Below are 14,822 nucleotides of genomic sequence, written 5' to 3' on the forward strand. Positions count from 1 at the left end.
TACTGCGGCACCCGAGTGGCCATGGGCCGTGCGCCAGACCGCCGCGGGCCTCGTTGAACTTGTGCTGGATGCGCAGGGCGATTGCCTGCCGCTGGAGCTGGCGTCGCAGTGGTGGGCCGAGGCCGACCGCCCCCGCGCCGAGGCCTGGTTTCGCGATCTGCTGACCCGGACCGCGCCGCCCGCGCCCCAGTCGATGATGGTGCGGGCGGTGGCCGGTCCCTTGGCGGGCGGCTTCCTGCGCTTTGAGGCCGATCCGCCGGTGCAGGGCCGCGCCATCGCCACCGTGACCGGGCGGGTCAGCGACTTTGTCAGCCAGCTGTCCCCCCTGCGCCGGGCGCTGGATTTCATCGACTATTCCCATCTTGGCACCTGGATGCTGGATGTCCCCAGCGGCGCGCTGGACCTGGACGAGGCCTGGGCCGAGATCCTCGGTCACAAGCTGGAGGCGCTGCAGCCCTTTACCCATGCCGATTGGGTCGCCATGACCCATCCCGACGATGCCATGGGCTTTGACTCCCCCGAGATCGCCGCGCGTCTGGCGGCCGGAGAGGTCGTGCATTACGTCTCGCGCACGCGGCATGCGCAGGGCCATTGGGTCTGGTTCCTGACCTGCTGCCGTGCGGCGCTGTGGGACACCGATGGCACGCTGTTGCGCGTCATCGGCTATGACATCGACATCACCGAACACCGCGCGCTTTTGGCCCGGACCGAGGATCAGCGTGTCCTGATGGCGCGTATCCTGGATGTCATGCCCTCGGGTCAGCTGGTGGTCGATGAGGGCGGGCGCATCACCTTTTGCAACCCGGTCGCGGCAGAGCTGATCGGCATGGCGCCCGAACGCACCCTTGGCCTGGCGCTGCAATCCGTCCTGCCGCTGGAAGAGGGCCACGATACCTTGCGCGCGGCCCTGGCCTCTGCGGTGCCGGTGGCGAATGTGGCCCTGGTGCTGCGGCCTCATGCCCAGGCGGGCGTGGACGATGCGGTCCGCCACTTTCTGGCCGATCCGGCCGGCCCCCCGCCGCAAGACGCCGGGCGGCGCCACATTCTGGCGCATTTCACCCAAGTGCCGGGGATGGGCAAGACCTTTGTCACCCTGTCGGACATGACCGCCCATGAAACCGCCAAGCGCGGGCTGGAACATGCCGTGGCCCAAGCGCGGTTCATCGCCACCCATGACCTGATGACCGGCCTGCCTGACCGCTATGACTTCCTGCACCGCCTGTCGCAGACCGTCGCCGAGGCCGGGCCCCAGATGCGCCCGGTGGCGGTCATGATGATCGACCTGGACAATTTCAAGCTGGTCAATGACGGGATGGGCCATGACAAGGGCGACCAGTTGATCAAGGCCGCCGCCGCCCGGCTGGAGCGCGGCTTGCCCGACCGCGCCCGGCTGTCGCGCTTTGGCGGCGACGAATTCGTTCTGATGCTGCCCGACTGCACCCCCACCGAGGCCGCGCTTTGGGCCGAAGACCTGCGCGACCGCTTTGCCGATCCGATGACCTTTTCGCTGCGCCATTCGCTGATGTCCTGTTCCATCGGCCTGGCGCTTTTCCCGCAGGATGCGCAAAGGGCCGATGACCTGATGCGCTGCGCCGATCTTGCGATGTATGAGGCCAAGGCGCTGGGGCGCGGCCAGATCCGCCGCTTTTCGCCAGAGCTGCGCGAAAGGAAAGAGCGGCGCAACGCCGTGGCCATCGCCGTGCAGCGCGCGATCTCAGAGGGCGGCTTTCACATCGTCTTGCAACCCAAGTTCGACCTGCGCGACCTGGTGCGCCCCATCGGCGCCGAGGTTCTGATCCGGCTGAACGATCCCGACCTTGGCGCCGTCTCGCCGGCAGAGTTCATCCCCATCGCCGAGGGTCAGGGCCTGATCCCCGCCATCGACCGCGAGGTGGTGCGGCTGGTGGCCGAACTCCGGGCCGGGGCCATCGACCTGCCGCTGTCGATCAACCTGTCGGCCCTGACCCTGTCCGGCCCGGGCTTTGGCGATCTGCTGGACGCGCTGCCGCGCTTGGCGGGCAAGGGCGGGATCATGGTCGAGGTCACAGAGACCTCTTTCATGGGGCGTCTGGGCCCGGTGCGCGACACGTTGCACCTGTTGCGGCGGTCGGGCGTGGGGGTCGCGGTCGATGACTTTGGCATCGGCCATTCGTCGCTGGCCTATCTGCAGTCGCTGCCGATCCAGGAAATCAAGATCGACCGGTCCTTCATCGCGGGGCTGGGGCGTGACGAGGGCCCCTCGCAGGCCATCGTGCGCGCCATCCTGGCCATGGCCGAGGCCCTGGGCTTGGCCACCGTGGCCGAAGGCGTCGAGACGACGGACCAGGCCAACTGGCTTCTGGATCACGGCTGTTACCTGGCGCAGGGCTTTCTTCTGGGCCGTCCGGTCGATCCGCAGGAATTCCACCGCATCTATCTGCAGCCGCGCAAGGCGATCCCCTTGGCGCGCCAGTCCGCCGCGCCTCCGGTGCGGCCATGAACAGGGAGTGAGCCGATGAATCCCCCTACACCCACCCACCACCCCGAGTCGCTTGAGGCGCGCGTGATCTGGTTGCATGATGTGGGGGGGCTGGCGGCACGCGAAATCGCCTGGCGGCTGGGGGTTCCCGAGCAGCGCGTGGACAAGATCCTGACCGCGCCCCGCATGGGTCTTGCGGCCTCGATCGCGGCCGACAGCACCGATCTTGCGGTCCACGAGGTCGCACAGCGCCTGGCGGCGGTCTGGCGGCTGGACAAGGTCCATGTCACCGCGCCCTCCTCTCCGGCGGAATCGGCGATGGAGACGGTGTCGCGGGCGGGGGCGGCCTTTCTGGCCGACGAGCTGCGCGCCCAGGTCCCGGGCCGCCTGATCGGCCTGTCGCATGGCCGCACCATCGCGGGCGCCGCCGCAGCCATCCCGCGCATCCGGGCGGGGCATGTGCGCTTTGTCTCGCTGTTGGGCGACCTGACGGCGCGGCGGTCGGCCTATCCGCATGAGGTCATGTATACCCTGGCCCGCCGCCTTGGGTCCGAGGCCTTCATCATGCCCGCGCCTCTGTATATCCCGACCCTGGCCGAGAAAGAGGCGCTGGAGCAGATCTCCTTCATCCGCGACATCCAGCGCCTGCAGGCCGAGGCCGATACAGTGATCCTGGGCATCGGTCAGGCCGACACCGACAGCCAGCTGTTGTCGATGGGCATGGTCGAACGCGCGGCCCTGGATGCGCTGATGGCTGCGGGGGCGGCCTCCGAGATCATGGGGCGGTTCCTGGATGACCGCGGGGTGGAAATCCCCTCCGAGCTGGCCGGTCGCACGATTTCTCCGGAAGTCGAAAGCCTGCGGGGCCGGCGGGTCGTGGGGATGGCGGGAGGGCTGACCAAGGTGCGGGCGATCCGCGCGGCCCTGGCCTCGGGCGTGATGACAGAGCTTGTCACCGACCTGACAACCGCCCAGGCGCTGCTGTAGGCCAAGGTCGGACGGGGGCCTTTGGGGGCGCCCGTGAGGGCGGGGCTTTGTGAGGGCCTCACCGAAGTCATTGGCGCGTCTTCCCCCCGCGCCCGTTTTGCGTGCCCGTTTTGCGTGCCCGTTTTGCGTGTGGGGCTGCGTGAAAGCCGGGCTGCGTGAAAGCCGGGCGAGGCGCCCCGGGTCAAGCCCGGGGCAGCTTTACTTTCACCCATTTGGGGCACCCATTACCCTTTGTGGCGCGTGTCGATCTCGTTCATCGCCGCCACGTTGGCGGCCGATTTGCCCGCGGGGTCGAAGTTCAGCGTCTGCGCCAGCCAGGCATCGGCAATCGCCTTGGCCAGTTCCGGCCCGATCACCCGTGCGCCCATGGTGATGATCTGCGCATCATTGGACAGGGCGGCGCGTTCTGCCGAATAGGTGTCATGGGTCAGCGCGGCGCGGATGCCCGGCACTTTGTTCGCGCTGATGCAGACCCCGATCCCGGTGCCACAGACCAGGATGGCGCGGTCATACGCCCCCGCCAGCACGCCCAAGGCCACGCGCTCGGACAGGTTGGCGTAAAACGGGTCGGCCGCGCCCGCGATGCGCGAGACCTCGTGGACCTCATGCGCGGCTTTCAGGTGATCGGCGAGGATCTTGGCCAGGCCCTCTCCGGCGCTGTCGCCTGCGATGGCAAGTTTCATTTGGTGTCCTTTCCAAGTTGATCCGACACGCGGGCCAGGATGTCCAGGTATCCTGCGACCTCCCAGGCCGAGCGTCCGATGAAAAGCCCGTCGATATGCGGGCAGGCAATCAGTTCGGCGGCATTGCCCGGATTGACCGAGCCGCCGTAAAGACAGGGGATGCGGCGGCCCAGCACGTCTTGGGCCACGGCGATGATCTCGGCCTGGCGGGCATCGGCGTAATCCGATGTGGCGGGGATGCCGTTCACTCCGATGGCCCAGACCGGTTCATAGGCCAGCAGCACCGGCGCCGGGCTGCCCCGGACCGGGTCCAGCGCGGCCCGCACCTGGGCTTCCAGCACCTGACGGGCGCGGCCGGATTGGCGCTCCTCCAGCGTTTCGCCAATACAGATCAGCGGCGTCAGCCCATGGCGGACCGCCGCCGCGACCTTCAGGCCCACCGTCCGGTCGGTCTCGTTGAAATGTTCGCGGCGTTCGGAATGGCCGAGTTCCACCAGGTCCAGCCCGCAATCCGTCAGCATGGGAGCCGAGACCTCTCCGGTCCAGGCGCCCGCGTCCTCCCAATGCATGTTCTGCGCGCCGACCTTGACCGAGGTGGCGGCCAGCATCGCCTTGACCTCGCGGACCAGGGGGAAGGGCGGGATGACAAAGCGTTGCAACCGCGGGTCTTCGGTGGCTGTCAAAAGGCCCTGGGCAAAGGCGCGGGCCTCGGCCAGGGTCTTGTTCATCTTCCAGCTGGTGCCGATCCAGAACATCCGGTCTTCCTGTGTTGGTCGGCCATGCGGGCCGGGGTGGGGTGGGGCATCGCAGGCGATGCGTTCAAGCGTCAAGTTTCGGGCAAACGTCAGGTTTCGGGGATCGGGGCGCCGACAGCAGACGTCGCGCCGTGGCCTCGTCGGTCACAAGCCCCATGATCCGGCCGCTGGACAGGACCGCGCGCAGGGCCTCGGTCTTGCCCGGGCCGCCGGCGATGGCCACGACGCGGGCCTGGCGCGGGGCGTCAAGGTCGGTGGCCAAGGTGCGCCGCGTCAGCGCGGTGGTCAGGACATGGCCCTGTTCGTCAAAGAAATGGCCCAGCATCTCGGCCACACCGCCCTCGGCGCGGATCGCGTCCAGCTCTCGCGCCTCGATCATCCCCGATGTCACCAGCTGCGCATCCGCCGAAAGCGTCCCGATCCCCACCACCTTCAGCGTCGCGGCCCGCGTCATGGCGAACAGCTCGGCCACCCCGGGTTGCGCCATCAGGACCGCCCGATCCTCGACCGAATTGGCATAGAAGGGCACCGGCAGGACATGGGCCTGGGCGCTGCAGGTTTCGGCAATGCGATACATGACGTCATGCGGATTGGCGGCATAGGACCGGGTCAGCCCGCCCAGAAGCGAGACAAAGCGCAGGCCCGGCGCCTGGATGCGCGGCAATTGGCGCACGGCGGCCAAAAGCGTGCGGCCATGCGACAGGCCGATGATCTGATGCGCCCCCGAGGTGATCGCCCGGCGCAGGTAATCGGCCCCCGCCTGACCAAGCGCGCGCAGGGGCAGGCCCTCTTCGCCCAGATCGGGGGCGATTTCGCAGGTCGTCAGGCCAAAGCGGGCGCAGAGCGCGCTTTCCAACGCGGCGCAATCGGCCGCCTTGCCGTCGATGGTGACGCGAACCACACCTTCGGCCACGGCGCGGGCAATCAGGCGATGGGCCTTGACCGAGGGGATGTCCAGCCGCCGCGCCACCTCGGCCTGGGTCAGGCCTCCGACGTAATGCAACCAGGCCGCACGCAGGGCGAGCGAGAATTCGGCGTCCGGGTCCGTCACCTTGCGGCCTCCATCAGGTCTGTCAGGTCCTGCAGGGTCAGGGGCGCGGGATTGGCCTTCATCGAGGAGGAAGTTGCCGCCATCTGTGCCGCAAGGGCGCGCATTTCGGGCGTGACCCTCAGCGCGTCCAGACCCCGCAGGCCCTGCGCCCGCGCCCAAGGGCCCAGCCCGCCCGGGTGGACCTGGGCGATCATCGCCAGCACCTGATCCAGCCGGAACGGGTCCTGCGCCCGCGCCCGGTTCATCCCCAGCGCCGGTTCCAGCAATGCCCCGCACAGCGCGCCATGCGCCGCGCCCGACAGCCCGCCCAAAGGCCCCGCCAGCCCATGCACCACCCCAAGCCCGGCATTGGCCAAGGCAAGCCCCCCGCACAGCGAGACCCAGGCCATCTCGTCGCGGGCCTGCGGGTCTTCGGCCTGCATCAGCCGCATCAGGGCCACCAGCCCGCGCGGAATGGCGTCGCGGCACAGCGCATCGGTCAAGGGATTGGCGCGGGTGGAAACGAAGGGCTCGATGACCTGAGTGATCGCATCCAGCCCCGAGGCCAGCGTAATCCCGCGCGGGCAATCATCGGTCAGCCCCGGGTCGACCACGGCCAGAACCGGCAGCATCCGCGCATCGCGCAGGCTGACCTTGCGGCGGTGGGCGGCGACCTGAATGACCGCGTTGCGCGTCACCTCGGCCCCGGTGCCCGCCGTGGTCGGGATTGCCACAAAGGGCAGCGGCGGCACGTCCAGCGCCCGGCCCTGACCCACGACCTCCAGATAACGCAGCGCGTCATGGGGCGCGGGGATCAGCGCGGCCAGGGCCTTGCCGGCGTCGATTACCGCCCCGCCGCCGATGGCCACCACCGCCGTAATGTCCAAGGCCCGGGCGTCACGCACCAGCGCCTCGATCTCCGCCAACTCTGGCTCATGGCCCATGGTCGCCGGCAGCGCGGGGCGCAGGGCCTCGATGGCCCGAGCCACGCCCGCCCGGGAAAGCGCCCCCCGCCCATGGACGACCAAAAGCCGCCCCATCCCCGCGATCTGCGGCAGGGCGCGGGTCAGCTTGCCGCGGCCAAAGCGGATCTCGGTGGCGGTGGCAAAGGCGAATGGCGTCATGGCGTGAGACCTTCGGATGCGGGCGTTGGGATGCGGGCGTTGGGTTATGGCCTTTCCAATTGGGCCCCTCAGTTTCTGGCCCGGCAAGTCAGACCTTCAAATCCTGCGCCCCGGTGTTGATGAAGGGCGCCCAAAAGGCCACGGACTCGGCGATCTGGGGGATCACCTCGCGGTCATTGGGCTCGCGCTCTTTGAAGGACAGCTCCAGGCAAATTTCGTTGTCGACCGCGCCGCCCTCGGCCAGGGCCTGCAACAGGGCTGCGGGCTGGATGCGGCCCTTGGCGTTGAAGGCCGCGGTAAAGGGGCGATGCCCGCCCTTGTCCATCAGGCTTTGCTTGATATGGATGATCGGAGAGACAAGGGGCACCGCCCGCGCCCAGGCATAGGGGTCGAAGTCGTCCGGGTTGGCCGAAGTCACATCGCCGTGGTCGATATCGGCCATCATCCACATCGGCACCGCCATATTCGCCGCCGTCAGCCGGGATTGCAGCGCCATGGCAGCCTGGATCGTCTCACCGAACTCGCGGCCAATGCTCATCGGCTCCCAGAAGACCGAGGTCAGGCCCGCAGCCCTTGCATGGTCGGCCACCTCGGCCCAGGACTCGATCGCCACCTGGATCAGCGCTTCACGCCGGGCCGGATCGTCGTAATCGCGGTAGGTCAGGATCGCGAATTGCGTGCCGACCGAGGTCCCGCCCAAGTCCCCGATGATATCGGCGAAGGTCTTGAACCAGTCGATGTAATAGCGCCGGACCTCGGGGTCGGGATGGCCAAAGTGGTTCAGCCGCCCGTAAGGCCCGGTCATCCCGCTTGTCACCCTGACCCCGGTCCGCGCCAAAGCCGCCCCCATCTGCCGCGTCAGGCGGCGGATCACCGGGGCGGGCCAGCTTGGGTTGATGAACTCATGCGTCAACTGCAGGTCGCGCAGCCGCAGGTCGCGGGCGACCATGTCGATCAGGTCATCGGGATCGGCAAAGCGGTTCACCAGCGGGTTCGTGTTCAGCGAAAGCGTCAGGGCCATCAGGCGACCTCCCCGAAGGTGCCTGCGAACCAGTCGGCAAAGGCCGCCTGTTCGGCCTTGGTCAGGTGCAGGTAATGCTTGGTGCGCCGCGTCAGGATATCCGCAGCCGTCATCGCCCATTCGCGCGCCACCAGATAGCGCGCCTCGGCCTCGAATAGCTGACCGCCGAAGTGACGCCCCAGCGGCGCCCCCAGGATCTCCCGCGTGCGTGTTCCGTAACGCCGCGCCAGATGGACCAGAAGCGCGCGGTCCGTCGTGGGAAACTCTTCGCGCAAGGTGTTGATAAAGCTTTCGTAATCGGCGCCCGGCATCTCGCCCCCCGGCAGCGGAGCCCCCGCCGTCCAGTCCGGCCCCATCTGCGGGAAAACCCCCTTCAGCCGCGCCATCCCGCGCTCTGCCAGCTCCCGAAAGGTGGTGATCTTGCCGCCAAAGACATTCAGCATCGGCACGCCGCCGGTCTCGTCCAGGTCAAAGACATAGTCCCGCGTCACCGCCGAGGGGTTGCCCTTGCCGTCATCAAACAGCGGCCTGACGCCGGAAAAGCTGTGCAGCACATCCGAGGGCCGCAGCTTTTCCTTGAAATAGCGGTTCACCGCCGCCAGCAGGTAATCGACCTCGCTCTCCGCGATGGTCACGTCCTCGGCCCGACCCTCCCAGGGGATATCGGTCGTCCCGATCAAGGCCATGTCGCCCTCATAGGGGTTGATGAAGATCACGCGCTTGTCGTGGTTCTGCACCAGATAGGCGTTCTGCCCCTCCCACCATTTCTTGACGATGATATGGCTGCCCTTGACCAGCCGCACGCCCCGAGACGAGTTCGACCCCGCCACCCGCCCGATGATATCGCTGACCCAAGGTCCGGCCGCATTGACGATGCAGCGCGCGCGGTGGGTGCGTTCGCCCTGTGGACCCTTGGTGACAATCGTCCAGGCCCCATCCTCGCGCCGCGCCGAAACGACGGCCGACCGTGTCAGAACCTCGGCCCCCTTTTCGGCGGCGCCCAAGGCGTTCAGCACCACAAGGCGGGCATCATCGACCCAGCAATCGGAATATTCAAAGCCCCTGGTATAGGCGGGCAGGATCGCCGCGCCCTCGGGGTCACGCGCCAGGTTCAAGGTCCGCGTGCCGGGAAGCCGCTTGCGCCCGCCCAGGTGGTCATACAAAAACAGCCCCAACCGCACGAGCCAGGCGGGCCGATCCTGCGGCGAGTGCGGCAGGACGAAACGCATCGGCCAGATGATATGGGGGGCGGCGGCCAAAAGGATCTCGCGCTCGATCAGGGCCTCACGGACCAGGCGGAATTCGTAATATTCCAGATAGCGCAAGCCGCCATGCACCAGCTTGCCCGACCGCGAGGAGGTGCCCTGCGCCAGGTCATCCTTTTCGGCCAAGACGACCTTCAGGCCGCGCCCCGCCGCATCCCGGGCTATTCCCGCGCCATTGATCCCGCCACCGATCACGAAAAGGTCCAGCATGTGTTACTCCTTCGCGGCCAACGCGTCCCAGGCAGGCACAAGGCCCCGGCGCGCGGCACCATAGGCCGTGAACAGCCCGTCATAGGTTGAAATCAATGCCCCGTCCGGGGCCTCGGGCGCGCCCAGCAAAGGCGTCACCCATTCGGCAATACAGGTCTCCATCGTCGGATAGGCGCCGATGGCCACGGCGGCCATCATCGCGGCCCCGGCGGCGCCGGCCTCTTCACGGGCGCTGACGCGGACCGGCGCATGGGCGCAGGCCGCAAGCACCGCGCGCAGGCCTTTGGACCGCGCCGCCCCCCCCGTCAGCCGCAGCTCTGTTGGCAGAGGCCCCATCGCGGCGTAACAATCGCGCAAAGCCATGCCCAGCCCCTCGATCACCGCGCGCACCATAGCGGGATAGGTGTGGGTCTGGGTCAGGCCCACAAACCCCGCCCGGGCTTTGGCCGACACGAAAGGCCCGCGCTCACCCGCCTCGGAGATATAGGGCAGATAGACCATCTGGCCCGGCCCAGTCGCCGCCAGCCACCTCTCGATTTGGCCCACGAGATCGCGGTGGCTGGCGGGATGGCCCAGATCCGTCAGAAGTCCGGCCCCCACGTTCAAAATCCAATCCAGATTTAACGTGGCGGCCATATTCGTCTGGACCTGGGTGACGATGCCGGGGATGGGGAGGGCGATGACATAGCCCGTCCCCTCGGCGTTCAGATGGACATTTTCGGCCCGCACCGCCCGCATATGCACGCCGGTCGACCCCACGGTAGAGCAGGCGACGTTCTCGCCCCCGCCATAGACGCCAGCGCCAAGCGCGGTCATGGCCATGTCGACATAACCCAGGCTGACCGGCGTCCCCGCGTGCAAGCCGGTCAGCGCCGCCGCCTGATCGGTCAGCGGATGCGTCGTCTGCGTGCCATCGACAATCGGCGGCAGAAGGTTGCGGCGGTGGGTCAGCCCCAGGGCCGCGATCACGCCCTCATCATAGGCGCGGGTGCGGAAGTCGGCAAAGGTAAAGCCTGCCTCGGACGGATCGGTCGCCCGCACGCCGGTCAGGCACAGGTAAAGCCAGTCCTTGCAGTGCAAGGCCACCTCGGCCTGATCCAGAAGCGCGGGGTGAAAGCGGTCCATATGCGCCATCTGCGCGCCCATCTGGCAGGTGTTCAGCCCGGTGCCCGTCGTCTCGAACCGCTGGCGATTGCCGGCCAGACGGTCCACCGTCGGCGCCGCGCGGGCGTCCAGCCACAGCCAGGCGTCGGCCACCGGGCCGTCGCGCCCCACCAGCCAGGTCCCGTCGCCCTGCGCCGTCACGGCCAGGGCTGCGGTGCGCGCGGCCAGATCGGGCACCTTTTCGCCCAAGGCGCGCAGGGCCTGGGCGCAGTCCGCCCAAGTCCGCGCCATGGGTTGCGTCACCGCCCCCCCCGCGCCCACGTCATAGCGGTTGGCAATCGAGGCCACCGCAACTTGGTTGCCCTGCAGATCGAACGCCACGGCCTTCATCACCGAGGTCCCGGCGTCGATGCCGATCACCAGCTTTGTCTGTGCCATGGGATCTCCTTTTGTTGGGGGTCTTTTAACACCACAAAGATAACATGGAAATTGAAATATTTTACGGACAGAGCATATTCTTTCAGATAAACTGCACCAGAGGCGGCGTTTGTCCGGGCGATGGCCTGTGCGGCGCCCTGAGGGGCGATACGGGAATCAGTCAAAAAGGTGGAGGCGGCGGGCCAGGGGCTCTGCTGCCGCTTTTTGCCGGTATATTGCCGTTAAATGAAGGGCTTATCCTTCGAATCATGACGTTTTCGCACCTGCAGAAAGCCTTTTGCAGGCGCAGAAGTCATGGGCAAGGCCTGACGTGATGCGCCTTGTCGCAGGCCCCGCGCCCCAGAATGAGCGGCGCCTTGACCTTGGCCAGCCCGGTTTTTCCCGCAAAGCCCGGCGTCGATATATAACTCACTTGACTTTGTATATAACACGAAGATACCACATCACCTAGACCGGAGGAGGAGCCGGGCAGACAGGGGTCACGCGTCACAGCGCGGCTTTTGGATGCCGGTTCACAAGGAGGCGCGAGATGACATCACCGCAACCCAAGGCACGCCTGTCCAAGGCCGGGCGCCGCATGGTGCTGTCGGCCGTGGTTCTGGCCGTGCTGGGCGCCATCGCGCTGGACACGACCGTGGTGCAGACGGGCTCTGATCAGGACACCCGCGTTCAGGCCTTCAACCCCGATGCTTACGGCGATGGCGCCTTCCCCGATATCCGGACGGCGATCCTGGCCAAGGCGGTGGATATCACGGTTCTGGCGCCGGCGGTTCTGGCCGATCCCAAGGCTGCGGCGGCGCAATATGGCACGGCATCCACCACGGGGGCGATTTTCGCGGTCAAGTTCACCGCGACGGTCGGCGCTGGCAAATCCGGCATCTATGGGCTGAGGGTCGCGGGCCTGCCCGCCGACATCAAGCTGCGCATCCAGACCGGCCCCGCGATCAACGACACGGTGTTGCGCGATGCCCCCGGCACGATCGAATTCGGCGCCTTCAAGAACCAGATCGAGTATCAGGACGCGGGCGCGGCCATCAACCGGGCGATGAAGAAAGTCGTTCTGGACGGGATCGACACCGCCAATCTGACCGGCAAAACCATCGAGGTCATCGGCGCCTTTCGCATGGGCGGCAACCCGAAGAACTGGTTCGTGACCCCGGCCGATCTGGTGGTGAAATGAACGATATCCCCAAGCCCCGGCCCTCGGGCGAAGTTGTGCTGGCGGCGCGCAACGTGGCCAAGACCTATGGCGCGGTCAACGCGCTGAAGGGGGTGAATTTCGACATCCACCGCGGGCAGGTCACGACGCTTTTTGGCGAGAATGGAGCGGGGAAATCCACGCTGATGAAGATCCTGTCGGGCGTGATCCAGCCGACCTCGGGGGAAATCCTGCTGGATGGCGCGCCGATCATCTTTGACAACGCGACCCATGCGCGGGCGCGGGGCATCTCGATCATCCATCAGGAACTGAGCCTGGCGCCGAACCTGTCGGTGCGCGACAACATCTTCATGGGCCGCGAAATCCGCACGCCCCTTGGTGTCGATTTCGCCACCGAAACCGCCCAGGCCCGCGCGTTGATGCAGGAACTGGAGCAGGACATCGACCCCGCCACCCCGGTCGGCGCCCTGCGGCTGGGCCAACAGCAGATCGTTGAAATCGCACGGGCTTTGTCGGTCGACAGCCGCATCCTGATCATGGACGAGCCGACCTCGGCGCTGTCGGCCTCCGAGGTCGAGGTGCTGTTCAAGGTGATCCGCGACCTGACCGCCAAGGGGGTCAGCATTGTCTATATCTCGCATCACCTGGAAGAGGCGTTGCAGATCACGCATCACGCGGTCGTCCTGCGCGATGGCACGATGACGGCCTATGCGCCGCGCGCCGAAATCGACCTGAACTGGATCGTGCGCAACATGGTGGGCGAGAATTACGACCTGGGCGCGCCGCCGGTGGTAACGTTTGGCCCCACGGCGCTGACGGTTGAAAGCCTGACATTGCCCGGCGCGGGCTTCAACCTGGTGGACAACCTGTCGCTCACGGTCGCTCAGGGTGAAATCGTCTGCATTTACGGGCTGATGGGGGCAGGGCGGACCGAACTGCTGGAGACCATCGCAGGCCGCCTGACCCCGTCCAAGGGCCGCATCCTGCTGCAGGGCCGCGAGATGGGCGGCCTGTCCATCGCCGAACGCATCGCCGCGGGGCTGGCTTTGGTGCCCGAAGACCGCCAGCGCGATGGCCTGGTGCAGACGATGTCGGTGGGGCAGAACCTGTCGCTGGCCTCGATCCTGAACTTCACGCGCGGGCTGTTTACCTCGACCCGGGCCGAGGCTGCGATCATCGACAGCTCGATCCGTCAGGTGACGGTCAAGACCTCGGGTCCCGGGGCGCCCATCGGGTCGCTGTCGGGGGGCAATCAGCAAAAGGTGGTGATCGGCAAGATGCTGGCAACCGGGCCGCGGGTTCTGCTGCTGGACGAGCCCTCTCGCGGCATCGACATCGGCGCCAAGGCCGAGGTCTTCCGGCTTCTGGCCGAGGGCGCGCGTCAGGGGCTGGCGGTGGTCTATTCGACCTCCGAGGTCGGTGAGTGCCTGTCGATTGCCCATCGCATCATCGTCATGCGCAAGGGGCGCATCGTGGCCGAATTCGGACCCGAGACGACCAAGGAAGAGATCATGGCCGCATCTGGCGAAGCCAAGGCCGCGTGAGGAACACATGTCGCAAAAATCCCAAATCTCTCTCGGCCGGCTGCTCTTGGAGGCCCGCGCTTTCCTTGCGCTGATTGTCATCATCGCGGTGTTTTCCTGGCTGTCGCCGAACTACTTCACCGTCTCGAACTTTCTGGTGATGGCAAGCCATGTGGCGATCTATGGCATCCTGGCCGTGGGGATGCTTTTGGTGATCCTGACCGGGGGGATCGACCTGTCGGTGGGATCGGTCCTGGCGTTTTGCGGCGTCATGGCGGGCGCCATGATGCAGGGGATCGAACTGGGCGCGCAGGTCTTTTACCTGCCGGTCTGGGGCGTCGTGGTGCTGACTTTGGCCATCGGAGGCCTGATCGGCGCGGTCAATGGCATCCTTGTGGCGTTTTTCCGGGTCCCGGCCTTTGTCGCCACCCTGGGCGTCATGTATGTGGCCCGCGGCCTTGGCCTGTTGCAGACCAACGGCCTGACCTACAACAACCTGGCGGGCAAGGCAGAGCTTGGGAACACCGGTTTCGACTGGCTGGGGTTCAACCGGATCGAGGGCGTGCCGATCTCCGTCATCGTTCTGGTGATCCTGGCCGTGATCTTTGCCGTGACGCTGGCGCGGTCGGCCTTTGGCCGCTGGCTTTATGCGACAGGCGGCAATGCGCGGGCGGCGGACCTTTCGGGCGTGCCGGTGAATTTCGTGCTGCTGGCGGTCTATACGCTGTCGGGGGTTCTGGCGGCGGTGGCGGGGCTGGTCTTGTCGTCGCAGCTGACCTCGGCCGGACCCACGGCGGGCTCCACCTATGAGCTGACCGCGATTGCCGCCGTCGTCGTGGGGGGCGCGGCGCTCTCGGGCGGGCGTGGCACGGTGCAGGGCACGATGCTGGGCGCCTTTGTCATCGGCTTTTTGGCCGACGGCTTGGTCATCGTCGGCGTCTCGCCCTATTGGCAAACGGTTTTCACGGGGGCCGTCATTGTGCTTGCCGTGCTTTTGAATTCGCTGGGCAATGGCCCGGCGCGTGGGCGCTGACCCCGCCCGACTACCCAAAGGTTCAACATCCA

General features: G+C 66.9%; 12 protein-coding genes. 5 read left to right on the top strand and 7 right to left on the bottom strand.

The annotated features are described in order from the left end of the window. Nucleotides 1-28 precede the first annotated feature (28 nt). Together NX862_RS13825 and NX862_RS13830 are read left to right on the top strand one after the other, a co-directional pair. The gene (locus NX862_RS13825) at nt 29-2,479 is read left to right on the top strand and encodes a putative bifunctional diguanylate cyclase/phosphodiesterase (RefSeq protein ID WP_264494507.1); all 2,451 of its coding nucleotides are present in this window, start codon (nt 29-31) and stop codon (nt 2,477-2,479) included. 15 nt (nt 2,480-2,494) lie between these two features. Beyond that, nucleotides 2,495-3,445: a sugar-binding transcriptional regulator gene (locus tag NX862_RS13830; RefSeq protein WP_264494508.1), complete on the top strand. Its 951-nt coding sequence runs from the start codon at nt 2,495-2,497 to the stop codon at nt 3,443-3,445. 224 nt (nt 3,446-3,669) lie between these two features. Here the strand turns inward: NX862_RS13830 and NX862_RS13835 are convergent, their stop codons facing one another. The 7 genes from NX862_RS13835 to NX862_RS13865 form a co-directional block, all read right to left on the bottom strand. After that, nucleotides 3,670-4,128 carry an RpiB/LacA/LacB family sugar-phosphate isomerase gene (locus NX862_RS13835; RefSeq protein ID WP_264494509.1) on the bottom strand — a complete coding sequence of 153 codons (459 nt, stop codon included), beginning with the start codon at nt 4,126-4,128 and terminating at the stop codon, nt 3,670-3,672. Next, complete coding sequence (locus NX862_RS13840; protein WP_264494510.1) at nt 4,125-4,883, bottom strand: triose-phosphate isomerase; 759 nt, start codon at nt 4,881-4,883, stop codon at nt 4,125-4,127. Before NX862_RS13840 ends, NX862_RS13835 begins: the two co-directional genes overlap by 4 nt. Nucleotides 4,884-4,947: 64 nt before the next feature. Further along, a complete protein-coding gene (locus tag NX862_RS13845; protein ID WP_264494511.1) occupies nt 4,948-5,934 on the bottom strand; it encodes a sugar-binding transcriptional regulator in 987 nt (328 codons plus the stop codon). Beyond that, the gene (locus NX862_RS13850; RefSeq protein ID WP_264494512.1) at nt 5,931-7,037 is read right to left on the bottom strand and encodes an iron-containing alcohol dehydrogenase; all 1,107 of its coding nucleotides are present in this window, start codon (nt 7,035-7,037) and stop codon (nt 5,931-5,933) included. The genes NX862_RS13845 and NX862_RS13850 overlap by 4 nt, the downstream gene beginning before the upstream one ends. An 88-nt stretch (nt 7,038-7,125) precedes the next feature. Continuing rightward, nucleotides 7,126-8,058: a sugar phosphate isomerase/epimerase family protein gene (locus NX862_RS13855; RefSeq protein WP_264494513.1), complete on the bottom strand. Its 933-nt coding sequence runs from the start codon at nt 8,056-8,058 to the stop codon at nt 7,126-7,128. After that, nucleotides 8,058-9,533: a glycerol-3-phosphate dehydrogenase gene (locus NX862_RS13860; protein ID WP_264494514.1), complete on the bottom strand. Its 1,476-nt coding sequence runs from the start codon at nt 9,531-9,533 to the stop codon at nt 8,058-8,060. The genes NX862_RS13855 and NX862_RS13860 overlap by 1 nt, the downstream gene beginning before the upstream one ends. A gap of 3 nt (nt 9,534-9,536) precedes the next feature. After that, complete coding sequence (locus tag NX862_RS13865; protein WP_264494515.1) at nt 9,537-11,075, bottom strand: FGGY-family carbohydrate kinase; 1,539 nt, start codon at nt 11,073-11,075, stop codon at nt 9,537-9,539. Between the two features lie 529 nt (nt 11,076-11,604). Between NX862_RS13865 and NX862_RS13870 the strand changes: the two genes are divergently transcribed. From NX862_RS13870 to NX862_RS13880, 3 genes are read left to right on the top strand one after another with little or no spacing between them, the layout of a single operon-like run. Next, nucleotides 11,605-12,255, top strand: coding sequence for a DUF2291 family protein (locus NX862_RS13870; RefSeq protein ID WP_264494516.1), 651 nt, complete (start codon nt 11,605-11,607; stop codon nt 12,253-12,255). Then, the gene (locus NX862_RS13875) at nt 12,252-13,778 is read left to right on the top strand and encodes a sugar ABC transporter ATP-binding protein (protein ID WP_264494517.1); all 1,527 of its coding nucleotides are present in this window, start codon (nt 12,252-12,254) and stop codon (nt 13,776-13,778) included. The genes NX862_RS13870 and NX862_RS13875 overlap by 4 nt, the downstream gene beginning before the upstream one ends. 7 nt (nt 13,779-13,785) lie before the next feature. Next, nucleotides 13,786-14,790, top strand: coding sequence for an ABC transporter permease (locus NX862_RS13880; protein ID WP_264494518.1), 1,005 nt, complete (start codon nt 13,786-13,788; stop codon nt 14,788-14,790). The last annotated feature ends 32 nt before the right edge of the window (nt 14,791-14,822 follow it).

Source organism: Stagnihabitans lacustris (genome assembly GCF_025950525.1).
Classification (GTDB): Bacteria; Pseudomonadota; Alphaproteobacteria; order Rhodobacterales; family Rhodobacteraceae; genus Stagnihabitans.